The following is a 23289-nucleotide window of genomic DNA, read 5'->3' as shown; positions in this document are numbered from 1 at the left end:
CTCGTCACGCGCGTTTGCCGGTCGTCTGCGTGCGGTTACTTCCCCGCGCGCCGCTGCAGGCCGTAATTGATGAGGTTGCCCATGAGGTTCGCCGCGTCGGCGGTCGTGTAGCCGCTCACGCCCCAGCAGGGTTGGCCGAGCAGGGCGTTGCTCAGGTCTTCGCGGCTGACGAAGACGCGCAGCTCTTCACTGTCATTGCGCTCGTGCAGCGCGCGGAGACGCGGCCGCGGCTCGCGACCGCCGAAGCGCTCGAGCGAGTAGAGGCGATACGAGACGTTGGTGCAGTCCACGCCGCGCTCGAGCGTCGCGCCGGTAATCACCGCGTGGCGCGTGGGCCGACGGAAGCGCGAGCCGGGCGCGAGCGACTCGACGAACTCCTCCGCGCTGCGGCCAAAGGCGGAGACGCCGCCGACATCTTCAAACAAAACCGTTCCGCCGCCGTCGATATAGGCCTTGAGCGCCTTGCCCTCGGCTTGGGTAAAGGCATGCGCCGACGTGCCGCGCACGATGAGCAGCGCCGCCGCACTGGCGGGTGAATCATCCACACTCTCAAGCGGCACGTCGATGGTGCTCAGGTCGATGCTGCGGCTGGTGCGCAGGCGCAGCGCGAGCAATTCATCGGCGGCGGGCTCAGGGTTCCAGTTGCCGCCGTACACGGCCCGGGCGATCGTCGCTTTCGTGAACAGCGGAGCGCCCAGCGGCTGCACGCCGTCCGTCACCTGCTTTTCGTCGAGGAGCAGCTTGCGATTGAGCCGCGGCGCCGTGAGGCCGCGCTCGGAGGCATAGTAATAGACGTTGCTGAGCGTGCTGAAGTCGTCGCGGCGCTTGTTGACGTCATTAACCTGCAGCGCTGCGCCGAAGTCTGACTTCGGGCAGTGGATCATCAGCTCCCGCACGCCGCTGCTCAACCCGATGAGCCCGCCGGGCCGCTCGACCGGCGCCGAGAGCGTGTAGACGAAGTGATCGACGGGCAGCTCGCGCCACTCGTACTGCGGGTACATCTTGCGCCCCAGCGTCTGCACGGCGTCGGTGAAGCGCTGGTTGCCCGCGTCGGCGTTGGTGAGCACCAGCCCGCCCAGGTCGATGTATCGCTTGAGCCGCTCGAGCTTGGTGAAGCGCGGCGCATCGCCCCGGCCGCGCCGCTGCAGTTCATCGTTGTATTCGCTGAGATAGTCAAACGCTTCGTGGCTGGCGAGATAGACCATCGGCCCGTCGAACCACTCTTCCAGGGGCGCATCCATGTTGAGGATCTGCCAGCTGAGGCGCTGCTCGGTTTCGCGGCCGATCCACGCCGCCAGGTGCGCCGCGTCGCGCGGCCGATTGTTCCACGCCAGGGACGGATCGCGCAGTTTGCTTACGATGATCGGCACGCGGCCATGCGCGAGAAACATGAGGCCGAACGACATCTGCACGACCGGCGTTTCGACCATGCCCGTCGAGCCGATGTTCGCCTTGGCCGTCAGGCCGGCCAGCCGGCCCGTTTCCGGATCGATGATCGGATCGCACAGGCGGTTGATGACTTCGGCGGCGGCGGCGCGGAACCAGTCGTGCCGGCCGAAGCGCTTGTACCCGCTGGCCAGGCCCACGCGCTCCATGCCGTAGAGGTAATAGAACAGGTATGTCTGGTCGGCTTCGAACACGAGGCCGGGGTGGCGTTGCACGGCGAAGTTCTGGTCGAACCAGTCGAGCCCGCGCTCGATCGCCTTCTGCTGGTCGGTGTCGCGCAGGCCGGGCTTGATGAATTCGTCGGCGTGGAGGAAGTCCTGCGTGACGAACAGGCACGTCAGCCCCGCCGCGGTCATCGAGCCGCGCGCCTCGGCGAACTGCGGGCGATAGTTCCACCCGCCATCCACGAGTTGCGTGCGCAGGTAATGATCCTCGATGCGCTTCCAGATGCGATCGGGAATCTCGTGGTTGCGCTTGGCGGCTTCCCACAGGCCCAGCAAGCCGTATTGCGTGAGCGAGTTGTCGTAGCCCGACTCCATGGGGATCTCGGTGTACGCCCATGAGCCGCTGTCAAAGCCGTAGGCGCGCAGGAGCCAGTTGCGATCGTCTTCCAGCAGCGGGCCGAACTTCTCGGGCAGCAGGGCCCAGATGTGAGCCCGCAGCGAGCGGACGTAGGTGTAGTCGGGCTTCTGGGCCCGGAGGAAGTCGATCGCCGGCTGGAGGCGCGGCTCCTGGTAACTCTGCCCCGACGCGAGCAGGGCGTACACCGCGATGGTCGTCTGGCCCGTGAGGTGGGTGACGAGGTGCAGCAGCGACGGGTCGCCGGATTCGAACTCCCACGTGCCCGAGCGGTTCTGCCGGGCGTACAGGCCGTCGCGGATGGCGTCGATGGCCCAGCCGATCTCGACGTCGGTAAGGCCCTCGGGCGTGACGATGACGGGATCAGCCGGCCGCTGGGCGGTGGCGCGCGGCGACGCGGCGCCGGCGACGAGCAGCGCAATAAGCACGAACAGCAGCGATGGAGCGGCAAGGCGCGGCATGGCTCTACACTGAGATGGTACCGCGCTGCATTGCTGGCGGGTTTGGCGGGCAACAAAGCGTTCTGACTGGGTTCTTCGCGGCTTGCCGCCTCGCGCCACGCTATCGCAGCCTCACCGCTTCCAGAACTGGCGCCAACTTCACCGGCTGGCCCGATTCGGTGCTCTGGCGCACGGCTTCCATGAGGCACAGCGTCTCGATGCCTTCCTCAAGATCGGGTGAATACGGCGAGCCCTCGATCAGCGCCCGGCCGAAGTGGTCGGCGTAGTTGGCGAACTCGCCGTAGTGCATTCCGTGCACCTCGGAATTGAAGTAGTACTGCCGGCCCGCATAGAGGTAATCCTCAACTACTTCGCCCAGCGCGCCAGGATCGAAGCCGCCGGCGCTCTCCTTCGCGTCCGCTTGCGGCGTGGTGTGGATGTAGCGCATGTCGTGGTACTGCGCGAGGCTGCTGCCCGCGCTGCCGTAGAGCATCAGTTCGATGCAGTTGCGGGCCCGCGGCAGTTCGTGGCAGCCGTAGTGCCCCATGGCCCGGCCGATCGCGCCACTCACTGCCTCAACATGGACCAGGTACATATCGCGTCCCTTTACATTGAACGCGCTACCCATCTTCGAGCGCGAGCCGACCGCCTGCACACTGCTGATCGGCCCGAGATACCAGCGCAGCAGATCGAGCGGGTGCGAGAGGCCCAGAAACACCCAGTCGGTGTCCGTCGCCGCCCACGGGCTCTTGCGGTAATACCAGTCCATGCGGTGGATGTAGTGGGCGTCGGCGAGTTCGATGGCGCCGAATTCGCCGCGCTCGAACGCTAGCCGCTGGCGGCGGAAGGGCTCGAAGAAGCGCGTGCTCTGTCCGACGAGGAGCTGGCGGCCCGTGCGCCTTCCCGCTTCGAGCACCTGCCGCGCCGCGTCGAGTGAATTCACAATCGGCTTGGTGCAGATGACATCCTTGCCCGCTTCGAAGGCCTTGATGATGTGCCCGGCGTGCTCGCGGTCAGGCGTGTAGATGGCGACGATGCCGATGTCGGGGCGCGCGAGCATCGCGTCGTAGTCATTCGTGTAGAAGAGATCGGGCCACTGCCGCCGGCTGGCGTCGATCTTGTCGGCACTCAGGTCGCAGCCGGCGACGGGATAGACGAAGCCGCAGCGCGTCGCCAGGGCCATGAGCATTGTGCGGCCCTCGTGCAGGCCGAGCACGCCCACGCCGATCGCCTTGGGGTGTCGCGGCGGGGCAACGACCGGCTGCGTGCCGGGTATGTGCTCGATGAAGCCCATGAGGGAAGTGTAACCTGTGAAGGGAGCGGAACATTCGCCAGGAATGGCTGGGGGCGAAGGGGAGCAAGGTCATGCCGTACATGAGGACTGCGGTCGGTGCGCATGACGACTTTGTGTGCTTCCCGCGCGCACGCGCCCCATACCGCTTCCTGACGGGTCTGGTGCTCAAGTCCGTCATTCCCGCGCAGGCGGGAATCCACGATGCATCACTCACAACCAGACACAGAGCGCGCCCGATTTCACGCTCGCGGATGCCTGCCTGCGCAGGCATGACGGTGCTGGCGCACCTATGAGCAAGAGCCCCTGACAGGCGCGGCTCGTCTCGACCTTCGGCCTCGTCCTGGCCTTCGGCCTCGTCGAATGGCGAAGCGCAGCGCCCGCTACGAGCCGCGCGATCGAATGCCCGGCTGCACGAAGGTGCAGCCGGGCTCGCGCGAAACGGAGTCGCAGTGGGGAGCAAGAGTTACTGAATCGGCCGGACCTCGGTGACCAGGCAACTGACCGAATCAATGGCCTGGACCCAGTATCGGCCGCAGGCGCCGGAGGCAACGTTGGCAGTAAAGATGGCTGTGCCGCCGCCGTCCGCTGAAGTGACTGCCGCGATGCGCGCCGACGAGTCCAGCCCAAGCGTCTGCCCGGCGCACGCGCCCCGAGGAATCTCGAGAGACCCCTCGCCGCGAGCCGCGAGCAGCGCGATGCGCTGGTTCGGCTGCGCGCCTGACACGGTAAACGTCATTGATCCCGGGCAGTCGCCGGTGACCTGAATGCTCGGGATGGTGCCGGTTACATCCAGCACGATGGCGGACTGCACAAAGTAGCCCTCGCCCTGAATGCCGCCCTGGAGCGAATCGATCGTCAGATGCATCAGGCTGTAGGGTCCAAGGAAACCGCGCTCCACAACGCCATCGAGCGCGTGGGTCGCGAACGTTCCCTTGAAGGTGCCTGGCCCCGAGCCGAAACCAAGGTCGGCGCCCGTCACCTCGGTTTCAAGGTAACCGCTTTGCGTCTGGATTGCGGCGACGATGACGATGTCGCTCGCGGGCGTCGCGCCGTCCGAGACGTAGGTGATGTCGAAAGTGGCGTTGGTGATCTCGTAGCCGCCGAGCGGTCCGATCGCATCGACGAAGAGGACGCCGCCATTGAAGAACTCGCGGCCCGGAATCGGCACCGGCCAGGTCGGGTCGTAGTTGTGGTGGCCGGGGATGTGGTCGGCGGACGCCACGGCTGGAATGGTCAGAATCGCCGCCAACGCTACGGCCAAGGATCGCTTCGTCATGGTGAGGCCTCCAGAAAGGACACTTGTGGTGTTTCATCGCCCGCTGTTGCAGGAACTGTACAGCACTATTGGGAACATTCCAGCACATGTTCCCGAATTTTGTGGATTTTTCTGGACAAATTCCGAGTATGAATGAATAATGTAGAGAACATCAGAGAACACCGGTCTCCAAACGGGCCACGCCACGGAGCGGCATTTGCGAACTTCCACAGATCGAATACAAGCCTCACGAGTCCAAGTGCCCCCTGGCTCTGCGCTTTCTCCCATGCCCGCCGAGGCCCAGGCTGCTGGACGGACCGGCGATCGTCTCCAGTCGGAACTGGCGGCGCTGATCGATGAGTTTCCCGTCGAACAGCGTCCAGTGGCGTCGATGGCCCGGTGGCTCGAAGTTTCCCGGCCGATCTGCCATCGAACCGTCGCCACCGCCCGCGCCGCCGGCGGCGGGCTCGCCGCGCTCCGCGAAGCGCCAGGGGTTCGCGGCCTGGCCGGCTTTCTGGCGGCCGCCCGCCGCAAGGGCATTGATCCCGAGCGGATCGAATCCGCCGAGGCCGCCGTCTCCGCGTACTCCTCACTGCTCGAGCGTCACGGCGGCCGCAAGAAGATGCTCGGCGCGTTCGACGGAGCCGGGAACGGCTCTGCTGGCATTGCCACACCTTCCGCCACTTCAGCGCCGACGGAGCCGTCAGACGCGCGCATCCTGGCGTTCGAAGGCGCGCGCGGCATCACCGAGCGCGAATACGGCGTTGAACTCGCCACCTTTATCTACGGCCCGTCCACCCGCTTCAAAGGCGCCTTCGACTGCACCACCGCGCTGGGGCTGATCGACATTCGGCGCAACCCCGGCGCCATGCCGATCTGCCCCGTCACCTCATCCGACACCGGGTCGCTGCTGGGTCGCGGCGAGAGTCCGCTGGCGTCGCTGAGTCGCCCCGATGGGCAGAGTCGGCGCAACGTCGGGCTGATCGGCGAGTTCTGCTCCGATCCTGCGCCGCGCATCGTTGTTCGAAGGCAGGAGGGGCGCGCTCCCATCCTCGTCGAACCCGCCGATGCGCAGCGCGGCCCGTTCGACGTCGTTCTCGGCGCCATGTACCAGGGCAACCCGCATCCGGCCGCCGACGAGCCGCGAGCGCAATTCTGCCATCTGCTGTCGGACGGTCCTTCGCGCCGGCTCATCATGGTGGTCTTCCTTCATCGCTCGCTCGCCGCATCCGCAGTCGCATCATCCGGGGTGTTCGCCAAGAACCCGGTGGGCGTCGTCGAGTTCGACCCGGCCGGCAAGCCGAAAGTCGTACTGCCCCGCGACCGCTGGTATGACAGACTGCCCGGCTCGCCGCCCATCGAGTACCTGGGCCTCGGCACCAGCCGCCTGCATGGCTCGCCCTACCCGCGTCTCGCGCCGCTCGCTGAATACCTCTTCGAACTCGGCGGCTGGAACTCCGAGCAGTTCGTCGGCTATCGCATGGCCGTCGAGTACCCCGTCTGGAACACGCACCACCTCATGTGGTTTGATTTCGACGCGCAACCTTCGCAGGAATGAGGTCGTCGATGGTGGCATACGGTGAGCGTCAAATACCAGCAACGGCAACGCCGCTCCCTCACGGAGTGGCATGATTCCGCTGCCGCTCAGTATTTCACGCGCGTGCCATACGGCTTGGTCTTGGGCGTGCTCACGTCTTCGCCGGCCTTGAGTTCGTCGTAGGCCTGCTGGACGTAGTTGACGTATTCGCCGCGCTGCTTGCCTTTGCCCGGCGGGTAGGTTTCGTTCACCTTGCCCAGCGGCGCGTTGTCGAGCGCGCCGGCGTAGCGCAGCACGCCCTTGCCATCAATGATGAACATCTGCGGCGTGAAGCGGGCGTCGAGCATGCGGCCGACCTGGCCGTCTTCATCGAGCAGGATCGGGAAGCGGATGCCGAAGCGTTCGCGGGCCTCTTCGTTGGCCTGCTTTCCGGAGCCGGGCTGGCCGGGCGCACCGGAGTTGATGGCGAGGTACACCACGCCGGCCTGCTGCATGTCGTTGCCGAAGCTCTTGAGCGTGCGCTTGGTGTACTGGTCGATGACGTAAGGGCACTGGGGGTTGAACCACTCGAGGATGACGATCTGGCCCTTGCAGTCGCTCAGTTGCCGCTCTTTGCCGTCGATACCGGTGAGTTTGAAATCGGGTACGACCTCGCCGACCGCCACCGGCTTGGACCGCTGCGCGGCGGCTCCGGCGCATAGAAGCGCCAGCAGCGCCATGGCGAGTGCGAGGCGGCTGAATCGAAAGACGGGATGGAACGAAGCGTGGGTCATGCGGCGATCAGTCAGTCAAACCTGGGCACGAGTTCGTAGTAATTCTCCTCATTGCCGCTCTGCACGCGCAGCACCGCCAGCGGACGCGGTCCGGCGGGCCAGGCGCGGCTCTCATCCACATCGAACGTTATCGTCAGGCGGCTTGAGCCGTCTTCAAGCGGCGTGATCTCCGGCTCGTGCGCTTCGGCTCCCTCGACGATGAGCGGAAACACCTCGAACTCAACGTCCTTTGGAAAGGTCGCCTCGAAGCGCGGCCGCGATTTGCTCCCCTGCCAGCGGACCCTGCCGATCGTGAGATCCTTAAGCGGCTGGGGAAGCCGAGCCAGGGCCTCTTTGAATCGCTCCTGTACCGCGGGCTCGGGCTCTTCGATGAACACCTTTGACTTGAGCGTGATGGACTTCTCAGCGCTGCCGGCCATGCAGGCTTCCTTGCACACGAGCCAGTCCGAGCGGATCTCGAAAGTGAACTCTCCATCGGGCCGCAGCGTCTGGGGCGCCTTGATCTCGACGATGAGCGTGGCCTGCTCTTCGTAGCCGAAACTGACCAGATCGCCGGCCTGTTCAAAGCGGTGCGGGCCGGGATACTGCACGGGGCCGACGATGAAGTTCTCCGGGGCCTTGACTTCCAGGCTGGTGGCAAAGCCGGTGTCGCCGGGGTTGACCCAGTAGATGTGCCAGTCCTTGGCGATGTCGTACTGCACGGCAAGGTGAAACGTCGCATTGGCGCCGATGGCCGCCACGTCGGCGTACAGATCCACCGTGACCTTGTCGGGCTCAGGCTGGGAGGGGCCCAGGCGAGCTGACAGGGCTGGCGAGGCGCCGAGAAGACCCGCAGCGGGGACGAGAATAGAGAGCGCCGCAGCGCGCAAAGGTGCCATGTGCTGTTCCTTTCCACTCCGATTCGGGCGCAGCCGTGGAATGGTAGTGCCCGCCGGCGCGTCCCAGCGCTGGGCCGAATGCCGACGCAGCCGATGCCGGGCCGCGCAGGCGCTTAGAGTAAGGATGTCCCCGTGCGGCCATTCGGCCGGCGTACACAGAACAAGACACGTGCGAAAGGATGGCCATTCCCGATGATTTCACCCCCCACCCGCGCCGCGTGGAGGTTTGTGCTGGCTGCGGCTGCAGCGGGCCTGTGCCTGGCGGCCGCCTGCTGCAGCAACCAGCCCAAGGTCAACGACAGCGACCTGGTCTACATCGAGACTCCGGCCCTCGCGGAGGCCATGGAGAGTTCGAAGAAGCGAGTCATCATCGTCGATGCCCGCATCGCCCCGCGCTACGAACTGGCCCACATCCCGGGGGCGATCAACATCCCGCTGGCCGACGCCGTGCGCGATGACGAGCGGCTCAAGGATGTCAAGGGGATCATCGTCTACGCGCTGGACTGGGAAGACCCGATCGCGCTGGCCATGAGCAAGAAGCTCATGGCGCTGGGCTACAAGGATGTGCAGACCTATCGCGGCGGCCTGCGCGAGTGGATCGACCTCGGCAAACCGACCGAGCCGCCGCTGGATGCGCCGCGCGAGGATGGAAACTGAGCGGTGCCTGCCCGGCGGCTCGGGTTACGGCGCCTTGCGCAACACCATGTGGTAGAGGTGCCAGTAGCGCGGCTTGCCGGTGGCGGTGGTGCCGTCGCCTTCGAACTCGTTGAAGTGCAGGCGCTCGAGGCCGGCGGTGAGTTCATCCACTTGCGCGCGTGAGAGGAAGATGTTGGCGTGGTGCCCCGGCTCGGTGGCCCACTGGTCATTCACACCGAACAACTGGCCCGCGAAAATGCCGCCCGGCCGCAGCGTATCGATGATGCGCGCCCACAGCGACTCGAACGCATCGAGCGCGCAGAACGGCAGCGAGTACGCCGCGTTGATGAGATCGGCCGGCGTCAGTTCGATGCGCTCAAACGGCTCGACGACCGTGGTGAGCCGCGCATCGAGCCCGAGATCCTGCGCCTGGCGGCGTGTGCGGGCGATGGCTTCTTCGGACTGATCGACCGCGGTGACGCGCAGGCCATGTCGGAGCATGGCGATGGTGTCGTGGCCGACGCCGCAGCCGAGATCGAAGCCGCGGCCGTCGCGGGGCGTGTGCTCCAGGGCCCTGAGCACGGTGTCGCGCGGCGGGCGGGTTTCGGTGGCCGCGTAATACTCATTCCAGTGCGGATTCTGCTCGGCGTCGGGTGTCATGCGGCGATCGTATCGCACCGCCGCGCCTCCTTCACGATCTCCAGAGCCCAACGTGCTGACGCACTCAGGATCGCCGTTACTTGCTGTGGCAGGTGAGGCACATCTGGCTGTTGGTGTTATCGATGCGCAGGAGGTAGTCGTTCCCGCCGCGGTTGTGCGGCTCGTGGCAGGTGGCGCAACTGACGACGGATTGCTCGGCGCCCTGCACGACCATGAGGCGCAGGCGGCCCATGCGGTCGCCGCCGAAGGACTGGTTCTCCCAGGTGCTGCGCGGGTTGAGGTAGCTCGGCTCAGGGTTGGGCCAGACGGCGCTGGCGCCGACGGGATGCTGCGCGGTGAGGTCGGTGCCGACCAGCGCATCTCCCGAAATGAACTGGGTGCCGACGCCGTCGCCGAACGCGTCGAGCGCGACGGTGCCGTCGTGGCAGCCCATGCACAGCAGGCTGTAGGAGTCGAGCGCCTCATCGCGCGTGAGATCGCCTTCGTAGGTCGTGTAGACCTGGTTCTGGGCGGGCAGGGCGTGGTTCCAGAGGCGCCCGGCGCTGTAGCCGTTGATCTCGATCGCCGCAGCGTTGTGCGAGGTGTGGCACGGCAGGCAGGACTGCGACTGGGCCCATCCGGCCGAGGTGAAGTCGTGCGCGCTGCCGATAATCTGAGCCGGCGCAGCGGGGGCGAGGGCCAGGCTGAGCAGCAGCGCAACTGGTCTGGCGGGCGTGGGTGCGTTCATGCGAATCTGGTCGGCCAGATCGCCCGGTGGACTTGCGGCAGGTGATCAAAACCGGCGCAGATCAGGGAAAGCGAGTGCGGAGATTCCCGCGGGCGCGCCGGCAGCGGACATCACCGCCAAATCGAGCGGAATGTCGACTTTGCGCTGCAACAACGAGCCTTGGCTGCAACAGGTCCGGGGGCCGGCGACTATACTCGAAGCGAGCCAGAGAGAACGCCGATCTTCTTCCTAACGAAGCGTCGGCGGCTCGCTCGGTTCGATGCCCCAGCCGCCGGCGCGCTCAAGCCCGACCGTATCGTACACGAGGATGGATGAACGAATGACCGACCCGAGCCAGCCGATCACCCCGCGAGCCATTTCGACGATTTCGACCGACCCGGAGCAGGCGATCCGCAAAACGCGCGAAGCGTACGAGCAGTTGCGCAGCGAGATCGCCAAGGTGATCGTCGGGCAGGACGAGGTGATCGAGCAGATGCTCATCACGCTTTTCTGCCACGGGCACGCGATTCTCGAGGGCGTGCCGGGACTGGCCAAGACGCTGCTCATCTCGACGATTGCGCGGACGCTGAACCTGCGCTTCAGTCGCGTGCAGTTCACGCCGGACCTCATGCCCACCGACATCACGGGCACGGAGGTCATTGACGAAGACAAGGCGACGGGGCAGCGGAGCCTGCGCTTCGTGCGCGGCCCGGTGTTCGCCAACGTGATCCTCGCCGACGAGATCAACCGCACGCCGCCCAAGACGCAGGCGGCGCTGCTCGAAGCGATGCAGGAGGGGCAGGTGACGGTGGGCGGCCACGCGCACCCGCTGCCCAAGCCCTTCTTCGTGCTCGCCACGCAGAACCCCATCGAGCAGGAAGGCACCTACCCGCTGCCAGAGGCGCAGCTCGACCGGTTCATGTTCATGATCCGCATCGGGTATCCCAAGCCCGAGCAGGAACTCGAGGTCATCCGGCGCACGACCGCGACGCACGCGGCGTCGATCACCGCCGTGCTCAGCGGCGAGGACGTGGCGACGGTGCAGGACCTGGTCCGGCAGGTGCCTGTGGCGGACAACGTGCTGCGTTACGCGCTCAACCTCGTGCGGGCGACGCGCGTGCGCGACCCCGAGGCGGTGAAGCCCAAGATCGTGACGGACTACCTGTCGTGGGGCGCCGGGCCGCGGGCGAGCCAGTACATCGTGCTCGCGGCCAAGGCCAAGGCGATCCTCGCGGGCGCGACGCACGTCATGCCCGAGCACATCCAGTCGGTGGCCCACCCGGTCCTGCGGCACCGCATCATCACCAACTTCAACGCCGAGGCGGACGGCGTGACGACCGACGACGTCGTGACCAGCCTGCTCGAGACGATCCCGGTGGAGGGCACGGACGCGGCGACAAGCCGCAAGATGGATGCGGTGTTGAAGTGAGGTCGGCGTGATATCAGCGGGCAAAGGGCGGCGGCATTCAGGCGGATCGGGAATGCGCAAGCACGTAGACGTCGCCAACGGTCTTGAGCCACTCGATGTCACCGGCGTTGGCGCGCTGCTGCACCTCGCTGAGGAACCGGACGGTCTCGGGCTCAAAGCACGGTTCGGATGGATCATCCCTCGGGATAACCGCATCGACGATAATGCGGACGACGGAATCGCCGCTTTCGAACCACAAAGTCTGCTTGACGTGCTGGCCTTCGAGTTTCACCGCTCACCTGTCCAGGAAGTGGACCGTTACCAGTTTCGCCGCTTGATCATAGGGGAGCCACGACCAGACGGCCTTGACGGCTGTTCCGTCCGGCAGCGATTGTTCCACCTCGACCGAGGCGTTAGGCTTCGATCGCGGGCGTTCAGCAATCAGGACTCCGTCGGCCAGGCCCGCGACCGCTTGCCATTGCGGAACTCTTCGTTCCCGCAGTCTCTGGGCGGCATGGACCCCGATGACGTAGCGGTCTGCCGAAACAGCCTGCTTGATTCTCTGAAAGAACGAACCCATCGCCACGATCCCGACTTCAAAGATCAGACCCATCTTACTTTGCCACCAACGGCAGGCAATGCTTTGCACGCTCGCAGTTGAAACACCATGCCCGACACACCTCTCCAGACTGACGACTACCTCTCGCCTGCGACACTGGCGCGGCTTGGCGCGTTCGAATTGCGCGCGCGGATGATCATCGAGGGCATTCGCTCGGGCATGCACGAGAGCCCGTACTACGGCTTCTCCGTCGAGTTTGCCCAGCATCGGCAGTACGTGCAGGGCGACGACATTCGCCACCTCGACTGGAAGGTCTTCGGCCGCAGCGACAAGCTGTATCTCAAGCAGTACGAGCAGGAGACCAATCTCGACGTCGTGCTGCTCGTCGATTCATCCGGTTCGATGCGCTTCGGCACGCTCGAGGTCACTGGCGACGACGGCACGAAGCGCACCTGGCGCAAGTTCGACCACGCCACCGCCCTGGGCGCCGCGATGTCGTTCCTGGCGCTGCAGCAGCAGGACCGCGTGGGCATGGTCGTCTTCGCCGACGGCGTGCGCTCGCTGGTCAATCGCAGCAGCGCCCGGGGGCACTGGCGGCAGATCGTCGCGGCGCTCAACACCCACCCGGTGAAGGAGGCGACGAGCATCGGCCGGTGCGTGGACCAGGCCTTGGGCAAGGTGACCAACCGCGTGCTGTTCGTCATCATCAGTGACTTTTTCGATGATCTCGACCAGATCCGCAGCGCCATGGCCCGCGTGCGCCACCGCGGCCACGACCTCGTCCTGCTGCAGGTGCTCGACCGGCAGGAGATGCGGTTCGACTTCCGCACACCCGCGCCCTTTGAAGGCTTGGAACTCGAAGGCAAACTGAATCTTGACCCGCGCTCGCTGCGGCAGGCGTATCTCGAAGTGCTGAGCGAACACTGCCGCGCGCTCGAAAAACTCGCGCGCGGCTTCCACTTCGATTACCAGCGGATCGACACGCACGACTCGCTCGGACCGGTGCTGAGCCACTTTCTCGCCCGGCGCATGGCCCAGGGCCGCAGGGGGCGCGGATGAACTTCGTGCACATGGGACTGGCGATCGCGGGTCTCGCCGCCGTGGCGATTCCCATCATCATTCACCTGCTGTTCCGCCAGCGGCGCCGGCCGATCGAGTGGGGTGCGATGCGCTTCCTGCTCGAGGCGTATCGGCGCAGCCGCCATCGCATGCGCCTCGAGCAGTGGCTGCTGCTGGCGATCCGCTGTCTCGTGCTGGCTTTGCTTGGAATGGCGCTGGCCCGGCCGCTGCTGAGCAACTCGACGTTGCCGCTGGGTCCGGGCAGTCGCGTGGTGTATCTCGTCATCGACAACGGCGTGGCTTCGACGGCCACCGGCGCCGACGGCCGCACCGCGCTGCAGCGGCACGTGCAGCAGGCCAGCCAGATCGTCGGTTCGCTCAAGGCGTCGGATCGCGTGGCGCTCGTTGCTGCAGCGCAGCCCATTGATGCAATCATCGATCCGCCGGCAGTCGATCACGCGGCGGTGCTGGCCAACCTGGATGATCTCAGGGCGTCGCACACGTCCACAGACATCGACGCTGCTTTGTCGCGCGTGCGCGAGTCGATCTCGCTGCGGCAGGACGATCCGAGCCCTGTGTTCGTGTATCTGATCAGCGAATTTCTCGCCGGTTCGGCGGATCTGACGCGACCGCTTTCGGCCCGGTTCATCGATGATGATCGCAGCATCAGGCTGATCGCTTCCGAGCCGTCGGCGCAGGCGCCGCTCAACGTGCAGGTCGAATCGATCGACTCGAAACGGCGCGTGGCGCTGGCCGGGGCGACCGATCTGAGCGGGCAATTCACCATACATCTGCGCCGCGTGGGAGACGTAACGGGCGAAGCCGTGAGCACGGTGCGGCTCAGCGCCGAGCCGCTGCCCAGTCCCGAGCCCATCACGGTGCACTGGGCGCGCGGGCAGAGCGAGGCGGCGGTGGACATGCGCCTAGACGTGCGCGGCGTCGAACCGGGTGAAGTGGTCGTCACGGCGGCGATTGACCGCGACGCACTCAGCGCCGACAACGCGCGCTACAGCGTGCTCGACGTGCGCGATGTGTTGCGCGTGGGTGTGCTCGACCGGCGGGAATTTGGCAGACCAGGCGATCTCGCGTCCTTTCCCAGCGGCGCGTGGTTCCGCCGCGCGCTCGATCCGGGGCAGGGTTCGGCCATCAGCGTCATCGACATCGATCCGGCTTCGATCGACCGCGCCGCGATGCGGCGGCTGCAGGCGGCGGTGCTCACGCGACCGGATCTCGTTACCGAAGAGGGCTGGGGCGTACTGCGCGAGTTCGTCGATGGCGGCGGGCTGCTCTGGCTTGAGCCGGCCGAGCAGGACGAGGTCGCCACGTGGCCTGACCGCGCCGCCGACGCGCTGGGCATCAACTGGCGCTGGGCGCGCGAAGCAATCGAAATCGGGCAGGATGAATCGGGCGTGGCGCTCGCCGATGAGCAGCCGCCGGGCGAACTGCTCAGCCTGCTCGGCGGCGAGTTGCAGTCACTCACTGAACCAGTGCGCGTCACCCGCATTCTGCCCGTCGAGGAAGGCCTCGAAGAAGACTCCGTCGTACTCAAACTCGCCGACGGCGCCCCGTGGATGATGTGGACCACGGCCGGCGGCGATCGGCGCAGCGGATTGATCGTCTATCTCGCCAGCGCCGTGCACCTCGACTGGACCAGCCTGCCCGCCAAGCCGTTCATGGTCGCGCTGGCGCACGAAGTCGTGCGCCAGGGCGTGGGCCGCAGCCGCGAGCAGCGCGAACTCACGCCTGGACAGGTCGTGGCGGGCGCGCTGCCTGCGGGGGCGGCGACGCTCGTGGGGCCGAACTCGTCTCGCTACACCGTGCTCACACGCGACGGCGGCGCCACGCTCGATCGGCCGATTCGCGAAGCCGGTGTGTACGAGGCGCTCGACGATCGTGATGTCTCGTTGGGCCTGCTGGGAGTCAACGTCGAGCCCGACGCCGGCCGCACCGAAGCGCTCGGCGCCGTGCAGGTCAGCGACTGGCTCAGCGCCGCCGGCTCGTGGCAGTGGCTCGATGCGCTCGACAGCGGCGCTGCGCTGGCCGGCGAAACGACCTGGGGCGAGATCAGCCTGGCGCTGCTGGTCGCGGCGCTGGCGCTGGCCCTGCTTGAAACGCTGCTGGCGCGCTGGTTCAGCCATGGCCTGCGCCGCGACCTCGAAGTCGGCGGTCTGGAGACCGATCGGTACTCGCTCAGTTCGACCCTTGCGGCGGAAGGGCGGCCCGCATGAGCGCGCTGTGGAACTGGCTGCTCAACCTCGACCGCCTGCCCGCCGACGCGGAGACGATGCACTTCGGCTGGCAGCGGCCGCTGCCCGGCTGGGGCTGGGCCTTGGCGATCATTGTGCTCGGCCTGCTGGCGGTGTGGAGTTACAGCGGACTCATCGGCAACCGCCGCGGCCGCGGCCTTCTCGCCGTGTCGCGCTTCGGGCTGCTGCTGCTGCTGGTCGCGCTCATTGCCGGACCGGCGATCGTGGTGCCGCGCGACCTGGTTGAGCGCGACTGGGTGGTGTACCTACTGGATCGATCGACGTCGATGACGATTCCTGATCTGCCCGGCCGCACGAGCCGTGACGAACAGCTCCGCCGCGCACTGGCCGAAGCGCAGCCGGTGTTCGAGAGCGTCGCGGTCGAACACGAAACGCTCTGGCTGGGCTTTGACGAAGGCGCCTACGACTTGCCGATGGATGAGGGCGCCGGCCAGCCGCAGTTGAGCAGCGCCGACGGTCGGCGCACGCTGCTGGCAGCGTCGCTCGATCAGGCGCTGCGGCGTCTCTCGGCCCGACCGGTCAATTCAGTCGTGCTGTTCACGGATGGCCGCACACCCCAGCCGCCGACGCGCGCGATCCTGCGCCAGCTCGAAGCGGCCGCGGTGCCGCTTCTGGTCGTGCCGCTGGGCTCGGGTGAGCCGGTGGGCGATCTGGCGGTGGGGCGCGTCGAGGCGCCCAGCCGCGCCTTCGCGCACGACATCGTGCCCGTGGAGATCGCCATCGACCGCGTGGGCTCGATGGACGCCTCGGGCAGCGCGGAAGTGAAACTCGTCGACGCCCTCACCGGCGAGGTGTTCGATCGAGAGCAACTCGAGCCCGGCGACGGGCGCGATCGGCTCACGCTGCTGGCCCGGCCGCGCCTGCCCGGCACTTCGACCTGGCGCGTCGAGATCGACAGCGAAGACATCGATCTCATCATCGACAACAACCAGCGCGAATTCGACATCGAACTCGTCGATCGCCCGCTCAAGGTGCTCTACGTCGAGGCCCGGCCGCGCTGGGAATACCGCTGGATCAAGGACATGATCGTCCGCGAGCAGACGATCGATTCGAGCGTGATGCTGTTGTCAGCCGATCGCGGCTTTGCGCAGGAGGGCAACACGCCGATTACGCGGCTGCCCAATTCGCCCGAGGAGTGGGAACCGTATGACGTAATTGTGCTGGGCGACGTCCACGCGGATTTCTTCTCGATTCCGCAGCAGGAGATGATTCGCGGCCAGGTGGCCGAGCGCGGCGCGGGGCTGCTGTTCATCGCCGGCCCGCGCGCCAATCCTTCGGCCTACGCCGACAGTCCGCTCGCCGCGCTGCTGCCGATCCGCGGCAACCTTAATCTGCCGCTCATCGAGCGGCCGGTGCGGATGACGCCCACCGATCTCGCCCATCGCCTGAGCGTGCTGCAACTCATGCTTGGCGAGCAGAACGCGTGGGACATTCTCAACGATCCGCTTCAACCCTGGGCGGATCTGCAATGGGCGCTGCGGCTCGATCAGAGTTCGCTCAAGCCCGCCGTCGAAGTCCTGGCCGAGACGAGCGAGCCGCTCGATGGGGATCAATCGCTGCCGCTGGTTACGTTCATGCGATTCGGCGCCGGGCAGACGGCGTTCGTGGCGACGGATGAAACCTGGCGCTGGCGCTACGGGCTGGGCGATACGCTGCCCGAGCAGTTCTGGAACCAGTTAATCCGCATGCTCGGCCGCGACCGGCTCACGCTCTCGGGTCAGCCGGCAGTGCTCACGATCAACCCGCGCCGCGCCGAAGTCGGCCAGCCGGTGGTCGTGCAGTTGTGCCTGCTCGACGCCCAACTGGCTCAGCGCGCCGTCTCCGAGATTCCCATCGAACTCGTCGATACCGCCGACGGCTCGGTCATCTCGCTTTCACTCACCGCCGTGGACGAGAGTTCAACGCGCTACGAGGCGGCGTACGTGCCCGATCGCGCCGGCACTCTCGAAGTTCGCATGGTCGATCCGGCGCTGGCGCCCTTCGACTTGGGCCAGCAGTTCGAAGTGACGCGGCCCGATGACGAGATGCGCGACCCCGCCGCGGACCACGACCTGCTCGCCCGCCTCGCCGAAGAAACCGGCGGCCAGGTGCTCGACCCGCAGAACCTCACGGCCCTGAGCAACCTGCCGGACCGCTCGATCATCACTCCGATGGACCTCATCGAGCCGCTCTGGGATACGCCCCTGTGCCTGATCCTCGTGATCGTGCTGCTGACCTTCGAGTGGATCGGTCGCAAACTGATCCGCTTGAATTGAACCCGGCAGCGCCGGCCCAATGTCATGATGCGACCAGGCGCCGGGCCGCAGCGGGCTCGAAAGCGGGCGGATCGTGCGGGCCAGAGCGTCCGGTAGGGAAGTTCCTTGCGGGGAAGCAGCACATTTGCCAACGCAACGCCGCCTTGGGCCGATGTTATAGGAGTGGGAACGGAACGGGGCCGCCCTCCGAGCCGTACCATTGAGCGGGTTGCGGGAGTCGCCATTCATGCACGAAGTGCTCAGGGAAATCGAGTCCATCCGCCGCCGCGCGCGGCTCATGCTGCTGGCCCAGCGGGCGGCGGTGCTGGCGGCGTGGGTCATCGGCATCGCCCTGACGCTGGTCGTGTTCGATTACTTCTTCCGCCTCCCCGGCCCGGCGCGGCTCGGCCTGGATATCGTGGCGGCCATCGCCATTCTCGCCGCCCTGTGGCGCTACATCGCTCCGGCGGTCCGGTTCCGCCCGAGTCTGACTGACATGGCCCTTCGCTTTGAGCGGTCGATTCCGGCGTTGCGCGGCCACCTGGCGTCGGGCGTCGATTTCATCCTCGGCCATGAGGCGGAGCAGTCGCCGCTGGCCGCCCAGGCCGTTTCCGAGGCCCAGCAGCGCGTCGGGCGGGAGAATCTGCGCTCGCTCGTGGCGCCGAAGCGGACGTTGAGCGATCTGAGCGTGTTCGTGCTTGCCGCCGGGCTCGTGGCGGTACTGTGCATCACGATGCCGGGCTCGGCGTCGATCGCCGCCCAGCGCTGGTTCAACCCGCTGGGCGATGCGCGCTGGCTCAAGCGCACCGGCGTCGAGTCCGCCATGGCCGGCGACGTGCATCCTCTGGGCAAGGCGCTGCCGCTGCGGGCCCGCGTCACGCGCGGCCTGAGCGAGGAGATGCGCGTCATGGCGCACTACCGCCTCGTGCGCGAAGGCGAGGCGGGCGCGTGGGAGCAGGTGGTCCTCACGCGCCAGCAGGATGATCTCTTCGAGCGCCTCATCGAGCCCAGTGCCGATTCGATCGAGATTCGATTCTCAACCCAGGATGACGAGACGCCCGTCGAGTCGATTCGCCTCGTGCCGGCGCCGCGCATCGAGCGTGCCGAACTGCTCATCACGCCCCCGGCCTACGCCGCGAGCGTGATCGACCAGGCGACGGTCGATCTCGGTCCGGGCACGGATGAGAGGGCCGCGCTCAGTCCGCCGGCGCTGGCCGGCTCGCAAGCATCGCTGGCGCTGATGTTCAACAAGCCGGTGCCGACGGATGTAAGCAGTGACGCGTGGAAGTCGCTGCTCAACTGGCGCGTGGACGAGTCAGAGGAACGCTACGTCGGCGACGACGCCAAACTGCTCGCAGCCGTGGATGACGAAGGGCGGGCCGCCGAGTGGACCATCACCTGGACGCTTGGCGCCACGACGCGATTGCAGCCGATTCCCGTGGATGAATACGGCCTGACCGGCCCGGATGACGTGTCGTACCGCATCGAAGCGCATCCCGATGCGCCGCCCACGGCGACGATCATCGATCCCGCCACGGATCGTACGTGTCTGCCGCAGGCGTATGTGCCGCTCAAGGCCGAGGCGCGCGACGACGTGCTCGTCGAGACGCTGGCGCTGCACGCGGCGGTGAATGACCAGGAGCCGCGCGACATCATGTCGCAGCGCGGGCAGGGGACGCAGGTCCAACTCGACGAGATGCTCGATTGTTCGATGCTCGAGGTCGAGCCCGGCGACACGGTGACGCTCGTGGCGGCGGCGAGCGATACGTACGCGTTCGAGGGCGCGACGCACGAGGCCGTGCAGTCTTCGCCGCGCAGGCTGCGCATCATCAGCGAGGCGGAGTTTGTCGAGCAGGTCTACCAGAACCTGTCGGCCGTGCGCGACAGCGCGATCCGCATCGAGCAGGAGCAGGGCGACCTGCGCGACCGGCTGGACAACGGCCAGAGCCGCCCGGGCGATCTGCGCGACCAGTCGCGCGTCGGCCAGCAGATCGAGCGACAGCGCGAAGCGCTGAGCCAGATCAGCGACCGCGTGCGCGACAATCGACTGGGCGATCGCGGCATCGAAGAGCTGCTCGCCGAGGCGGCCGAGGTGCTCGAACAGGCGGGCCAGGCGTCCAACGCCGCGTCTGAAGCGCTCGCCGAGGCGCAGCAGAACCCGCCCGAGAACGAACAGCAGGCACGGGAGCAGAGCGAGCAGCGCCGCGCCGCGCAGCAGCGCGTGTCCGATGAACTCGCGGCGCTCATCGAGATGCTCGATCGCGGTCAGGATTCATGGGTCATGCGGCGGCAGGTCGAGCAGTTGCTCAACGACCAGCGGGCGCTCGAGCAGGAGGCGCGGCAGACGACCGACCGCACGCGCGGGCAGGACCCGTCGCAACTCACCGATGAAGAGCGCCGATCGCTCAACGAACTCACCCGCCAGCAGGAAGAACTGGCGCGGCGGGCCCAGGATCTCGTCGATGACCTGCGCAATCGTGCCGATCAGATCCGCGAGAGCGATCCCGATCTGTCGCAATCGATGGATGAGGCGGCGCGGCAGGCGCAGCAGCAGCAACTCGAACAAAAGATGGATGAAGCGGCCCAGCAGTTGCAGCAGAACCAGGGCCAGCGCGCTTCCGAGCAGCAGCAGCAGGCCATGCAGGCGCTGCAGAACATGCTCGATCAGCTCGAGAAGACCGAACGGGCCCGGGCCCAGCGGCTGGCGCGCCAGATCGAGAGCCTGCTCCAGTCGCTCGATGCGCTCATCGCCGCGCAGGAGACGCAACTGGGCGCGCTGCTCGCAGCCGAGGGTCAGTACAGCGGGCTGGACAACGCCATGCTCCAGTTGAGCCGCAACACCTACGCCGTGCTTGATCTGGCGGTGGAGGGCGGGCGAGACCTGGCGGAGATCGCGCGGCTCATCGAAGCGGCGGCAGGTTCGCAAGAATCGGCGATCACGGCGCTGCGCGCGGCCTCCATTGATGCCACCAGCGCCCGCCAGAGCGAAGAAGAAAGCCTCGCCAGGCTCAAAGAGGCGCGAGACCTCGCGGCCGAGATGCAGGAAAAGCTCCAGCAGCAGGAGCAGCAGCGCCGCAAGCAGGAACTCATCCGCGCCTATCTCGATCTGCACGAGCGGCAGGTCGGGCTCAAAGCCGAGACGCAGAACCTCGCGGGCGCTGAACTCGACCGCCGCCAGCGCGTGCAGGCGCGGCAACTGGGCAACGAGCAGGCGCAGATCCGCACCGAGGCGCGCGATCTGTTCGACCAGACGCAGGAACTCGCCGAGTCGTTCGTCTTTGAAGCAAGCCATTCGCAGATCCACGCGCTGGCGGGGCAGGTGGTGGAGGATCTGCGCAACGCCAGGGTGGGCCCCGCGGCGCTGATGCGCGAGCAGGACATCGCCGACCGCCTCCTCGCGCTGGCGACGGCGCTGCAGGATTCGGAGTCGAATCGCGAGTTCGAAGAGCCGGGCGACTCGCAGCAGGGCGGCGGGGGCGGAGGTGGAGGTCAGCAGCAACTCGTGCCGCCCATCGCGCAACTGAAACTGCTGCGCGGCCTGCAGGAGTCGGTCTACCGCTCCACGCGCCTGCTCGACGAATCAGGGGCGTCTCTCGACGACGCGGCCCGCTCGACGCGCCTGGATGAGCTCGGCGCCGCCCAGCAGGAACTTACGGATCTTGCCCAGCGGCTGATTGAAATGATGCAGCAGGGCAGCGGCATGCCCGACTCCGGCGCCCCCGAGCGGCCCGGCGAACCCGAGGAGCCACAGCCATGAGATCGAACGCCAGCATCTTTGCGCGTAGCCTGGCGACGGGGGCGATCGGTGTCGCCGCACTGATGATCGCCGCCGCGCAGGATCCGCAGCCGCCGGCCGAGACGCCCGCGCCGCCGCCGCCTTCAAAGCAGCCGGAGACATCCCCGCCGCCGTCGCTCGATGAATTGCTCGGCCTGAAGAAGGACAAACCGGCCGATGAGCAGGAGCCGTCCGAAATCATCGAAAAGTTGACCGGTGAGGAGCAGCCGGCCGCGGGCGCGGACATTGCGGCCATGTTCCTCGAGGCGGTGGACAGCATGGGCAAGTCGGCGAGCCTGCTGCTCGATGAGCGCAGCGCGGGCCTGGCCACGCAGCGCTACCAGGAGCAGGCGATGCTCAAACTGGACACGCTCATCGCCCAGGCCCAGCAGCAGAGCCAGCAGCAAAGTCAGCCGCAGAACCAGCAGAGCCAGCAGCAGCAGGCGCCCCAGCAGCAGGAAGGCCAGCCGACCAACCCATCGGGTCAGACGAACACGAGCCAGGTTGGCGACCACAACATGGCGCTGCAGCAGCGGAACCTCGACGGCGCCATCGACGAGACGCGCAGCGAGTGGGGCAACCTCCCGCCGCGCGTGCGCGACCTGCTGCGCCAGGGGCGCGGCGACGCCGCGGCGCGGCTGTACCAGCGCCTGACCGAGATCTACTACCAGCGCCTCGCCGAGGAGTCGCAGCCATGAGGCGCGCAGCCCTGAATCGTCTCATGGCTCCCGCGGCGGCATTCGCTTCGGCCGCGCTGCTCGCCGGCGCGGGCGTGCGCGTGGATCAATCGGCTCCGCCCGTCGATGGCGGCGCCGCCAACGCGCCGATCCGGACCGAGCCGGAGATGAACGAACGCCTGTACGAATCGGTGCGCCTCGGCCTGGAGTTCCTGGCCTCGCAGCAGAACTCCGACGGTTCGTTCGGCCCCGACAACCGCTTCAGCAAAAACGTCGGCGTCACCGGGCTGTGCGGCCTGGCGTTCATGTCCGACGGCCATCTGCCCGGCCGCGGCAAGTACGGCCCCCAGGTGCAAAAGGCGCTCGACTACGTCCTGGACAACTGCACCGAGACCGGCCTGATCGTCGGCGGCGAATCGCACGGGCCGATGTACGGCCACGGGTTTGCCACTCTGTTTCTCGGTGAGATCTACGGCATGGGCGCCGTCGAAGATGATGCCCGCCTGCGCGAGTCGCTCGTCAAGGCCGTGCGCCTCATCGTCAACTGCCAGAACCCCGAAGGCGGCTGGCGCTACAACCCACTGCCCGAAGACGCCGACGTCTCGGTGACCATCTGCCAGATCATGGCGCTGCGCTCGGCGCGCAACGCCGGCATCAAGGTGCCCAAGGAGACGATCGACCGCGCCGTGGAGTACGTGCGGCTGTGCCAGAATCCCGATGGCGGTTTCCGGTACATGTCCGTGCCGGGCGCTTCGGCCTGGCCGCGCTCGGCTGCGGGCATCGCGAGCCTGAATTACGCGGGCATCTACGAAGACGAGGCGCTCGAAAAAGCGCTGCAGTACCTGCACGACAACGCGCCGCCCGGCCGCGCGCGCCAGCAGGCGCACTACTTCTACGGCATCTACTACACGGCGCAGGCGATGTACCTCGCCGGCGGAGAGCACTGGGCGAGGTGGTGGCCTGAAGCGCGCGATGAAGTCATCGCGCGACAGGACCCCGCCAGCGGCTCGTGGAGCGATCCCAACGCCGGTGGTCCCTACGCCACTGCCATGGCGCTCATCGTTCTGCAGATGCCCAAGCGCTATCTGCCGATCTTCCAGAAGTGA

The 23289-nt window shown here is 66.9% G+C and carries 18 protein-coding genes; 9 read left to right on the top strand and 9 right to left on the bottom strand.

Features of this window, described 5'->3' with window-relative positions; genetic code table 11:
• Nucleotides 1-35: 35 nt before the first annotated feature.
• From IT430_11475 to IT430_11465, 3 genes are all read right to left on the bottom strand, one after another.
• Nucleotides 36-2486, bottom strand: a complete 2451-nt coding sequence (locus IT430_11475) for a DUF4159 domain-containing protein (protein ID MCC6908555.1) — start codon at nucleotides 2484-2486, stop codon at nucleotides 36-38.
• A gap of 100 nt (nucleotides 2487-2586) precedes the next feature.
• The gene (locus tag IT430_11470; protein ID MCC6908554.1) at nucleotides 2587-3759 is read right to left on the bottom strand and encodes a Gfo/Idh/MocA family oxidoreductase; all 1173 of its coding nucleotides are present in this window, start codon (nucleotides 3757-3759) and stop codon (nucleotides 2587-2589) included.
• 463 nt (nucleotides 3760-4222) lie between these two features.
• Nucleotides 4223-5035, bottom strand: coding sequence for a hypothetical protein (locus IT430_11465; GenBank protein MCC6908553.1), 813 nt, complete (start codon nucleotides 5033-5035; stop codon nucleotides 4223-4225).
• Between the two features lie 265 nt (nucleotides 5036-5300).
• Here IT430_11465 and IT430_11460 point away from each other — a divergent pair, with 265 nt between their 5' ends.
• Complete coding sequence (locus IT430_11460; protein MCC6908552.1) at nucleotides 5301-6572, top strand: hypothetical protein; 1272 nt, start codon at nucleotides 5301-5303, stop codon at nucleotides 6570-6572.
• 86 nt (nucleotides 6573-6658) lie between these two features.
• On the opposite strand, the gene IT430_11455 is transcribed toward IT430_11460, so the two are convergent.
• Both IT430_11455 and IT430_11450 read right to left on the bottom strand, forming a co-directional pair.
• Nucleotides 6659-7324, bottom strand: coding sequence for a redoxin domain-containing protein (locus IT430_11455; protein MCC6908551.1), 666 nt, complete (start codon nucleotides 7322-7324; stop codon nucleotides 6659-6661).
• A gap of 11 nt (nucleotides 7325-7335) precedes the next feature.
• A complete protein-coding gene (locus IT430_11450) occupies nucleotides 7336-8202 on the bottom strand; it encodes a hypothetical protein (protein MCC6908550.1) in 867 nt (288 codons plus the stop codon).
• Nucleotides 8203-8394: 192 nt separating this feature from the next.
• Between IT430_11450 and IT430_11445 the strand changes: the two genes are divergently transcribed.
• Complete coding sequence (locus IT430_11445) at nucleotides 8395-8859, top strand: rhodanese-like domain-containing protein (protein MCC6908549.1); 465 nt, start codon at nucleotides 8395-8397, stop codon at nucleotides 8857-8859.
• A gap of 24 nt (nucleotides 8860-8883) precedes the next feature.
• Here the strand turns inward: IT430_11445 and IT430_11440 are convergent, their stop codons facing one another.
• On the bottom strand, nucleotides 8884-9498 hold the full coding sequence (locus IT430_11440; protein MCC6908548.1) for a methyltransferase domain-containing protein: 615 nt from the start codon (nucleotides 9496-9498) through the stop codon (nucleotides 8884-8886).
• A 76-nt stretch (nucleotides 9499-9574) separates the two neighbouring features.
• The gene (locus IT430_11435) at nucleotides 9575-10225 is read right to left on the bottom strand and encodes a hypothetical protein (GenBank protein ID MCC6908547.1); all 651 of its coding nucleotides are present in this window, start codon (nucleotides 10223-10225) and stop codon (nucleotides 9575-9577) included.
• A 319-nt stretch (nucleotides 10226-10544) separates the two neighbouring features.
• Between IT430_11435 and IT430_11430 the strand changes: the two genes are divergently transcribed.
• On the top strand, nucleotides 10545-11633 hold the full coding sequence (locus IT430_11430) for an AAA family ATPase (protein MCC6908546.1): 1089 nt from the start codon (nucleotides 10545-10547) through the stop codon (nucleotides 11631-11633).
• A 37-nt stretch (nucleotides 11634-11670) separates the two neighbouring features.
• Here the strand turns inward: IT430_11430 and IT430_11425 are convergent, their stop codons facing one another.
• Both IT430_11425 and IT430_11420 read right to left on the bottom strand, forming a co-directional pair.
• The gene (locus IT430_11425; protein MCC6908545.1) at nucleotides 11671-11904 is read right to left on the bottom strand and encodes a hypothetical protein; all 234 of its coding nucleotides are present in this window, start codon (nucleotides 11902-11904) and stop codon (nucleotides 11671-11673) included.
• Between the two features lie 3 nt (nucleotides 11905-11907).
• Nucleotides 11908-12225 (bottom strand): DUF4258 domain-containing protein, encoded by a 318-nt coding sequence (locus tag IT430_11420; protein ID MCC6908544.1) that lies wholly within the window; start codon nucleotides 12223-12225, stop codon nucleotides 11908-11910.
• 54 nt (nucleotides 12226-12279) lie between these two features.
• Between IT430_11420 and IT430_11415 the strand changes: the two genes are divergently transcribed.
• The 6 genes from IT430_11415 (at nucleotide 12280) to IT430_11390 (ending at nucleotide 23289) form a co-directional block, all read left to right on the top strand.
• Nucleotides 12280-13230 carry a DUF58 domain-containing protein gene (locus IT430_11415; protein MCC6908543.1) on the top strand — a complete coding sequence of 317 codons (951 nt, stop codon included), beginning with the start codon at nucleotides 12280-12282 and terminating at the stop codon, nucleotides 13228-13230.
• Nucleotides 13227-15458, top strand: a complete 2232-nt coding sequence (locus tag IT430_11410; protein MCC6908542.1) for a BatA domain-containing protein — start codon at nucleotides 13227-13229, stop codon at nucleotides 15456-15458. Before IT430_11415 ends, IT430_11410 begins: the two co-directional genes overlap by 4 nt.
• Nucleotides 15455-17752: a hypothetical protein gene (locus IT430_11405; GenBank protein ID MCC6908541.1), complete on the top strand. Its 2298-nt coding sequence runs from the start codon at nucleotides 15455-15457 to the stop codon at nucleotides 17750-17752. Before IT430_11410 ends, IT430_11405 begins: the two co-directional genes overlap by 4 nt.
• A gap of 226 nt (nucleotides 17753-17978) precedes the next feature.
• Nucleotides 17979-21488: a hypothetical protein gene (locus IT430_11400; GenBank protein ID MCC6908540.1), complete on the top strand. Its 3510-nt coding sequence runs from the start codon at nucleotides 17979-17981 to the stop codon at nucleotides 21486-21488.
• Nucleotides 21485-22204, top strand: a complete 720-nt coding sequence (locus IT430_11395; GenBank protein ID MCC6908539.1) for a hypothetical protein — start codon at nucleotides 21485-21487, stop codon at nucleotides 22202-22204. The genes IT430_11400 and IT430_11395 overlap by 4 nt, the downstream gene beginning before the upstream one ends.
• Nucleotides 22201-23289 (top strand): terpene cyclase/mutase family protein, encoded by a 1089-nt coding sequence (locus IT430_11390; protein MCC6908538.1) that lies wholly within the window; start codon nucleotides 22201-22203, stop codon nucleotides 23287-23289. The genes IT430_11395 and IT430_11390 overlap by 4 nt, the downstream gene beginning before the upstream one ends.

Source organism: Phycisphaerales bacterium (assembly GCA_020852515.1).
GTDB lineage: Bacteria > Planctomycetota > Phycisphaerae > Phycisphaerales > UBA5793 > UBA5793.
Note: the sequence above shows the minus strand (reverse complement) of the source record. Positions and strands in the feature narration are given on the sequence as shown.

Coding starts and splice junctions, on each gene's coding strand:
- IT430_11430 (MCC6908546.1), top strand. CDS start 10,545: ATGACCGACCCGAGCCAGCCGATCACCCCGCGAGCCATTTCGACGATT.
- IT430_11410 (MCC6908542.1), top strand. CDS start 13,227: ATGAACTTCGTGCACATGGGACTGGCGATCGCGGGTCTCGCCGCCGTG.
- IT430_11400 (MCC6908540.1), top strand. CDS start 17,979: ATGCACGAAGTGCTCAGGGAAATCGAGTCCATCCGCCGCCGCGCGCGG.
- IT430_11420 (MCC6908544.1), bottom strand. CDS start 12,225: ATGGGTCTGATCTTTGAAGTCGGGATCGTGGCGATGGGTTCGTTCTTT.
- IT430_11435 (MCC6908547.1), bottom strand. CDS start 10,225: ATGAACGCACCCACGCCCGCCAGACCAGTTGCGCTGCTGCTCAGCCTG.
- IT430_11460 (MCC6908552.1), top strand. CDS start 5,301: ATGCCCGCCGAGGCCCAGGCTGCTGGACGGACCGGCGATCGTCTCCAG.
- IT430_11415 (MCC6908543.1), top strand. CDS start 12,280: ATGCCCGACACACCTCTCCAGACTGACGACTACCTCTCGCCTGCGACA.
- IT430_11475 (MCC6908555.1), bottom strand. CDS start 2,486: ATGCCGCGCCTTGCCGCTCCATCGCTGCTGTTCGTGCTTATTGCGCTG.
- IT430_11450 (MCC6908550.1), bottom strand. CDS start 8,202: ATGGCACCTTTGCGCGCTGCGGCGCTCTCTATTCTCGTCCCCGCTGCG.
- IT430_11445 (MCC6908549.1), top strand. CDS start 8,395: ATGATTTCACCCCCCACCCGCGCCGCGTGGAGGTTTGTGCTGGCTGCG.
- IT430_11440 (MCC6908548.1), bottom strand. CDS start 9,498: ATGACACCCGACGCCGAGCAGAATCCGCACTGGAATGAGTATTACGCG.
- IT430_11390 (MCC6908538.1), top strand. CDS start 22,201: ATGAGGCGCGCAGCCCTGAATCGTCTCATGGCTCCCGCGGCGGCATTC.
- IT430_11455 (MCC6908551.1), bottom strand. CDS start 7,324: ATGACCCACGCTTCGTTCCATCCCGTCTTTCGATTCAGCCGCCTCGCA.
- IT430_11395 (MCC6908539.1), top strand. CDS start 21,485: ATGAGATCGAACGCCAGCATCTTTGCGCGTAGCCTGGCGACGGGGGCG.
- IT430_11465 (MCC6908553.1), bottom strand. CDS start 5,035: ATGACGAAGCGATCCTTGGCCGTAGCGTTGGCGGCGATTCTGACCATT.
- IT430_11470 (MCC6908554.1), bottom strand. CDS start 3,759: ATGGGCTTCATCGAGCACATACCCGGCACGCAGCCGGTCGTTGCCCCG.
- IT430_11405 (MCC6908541.1), top strand. CDS start 15,455: ATGAGCGCGCTGTGGAACTGGCTGCTCAACCTCGACCGCCTGCCCGCC.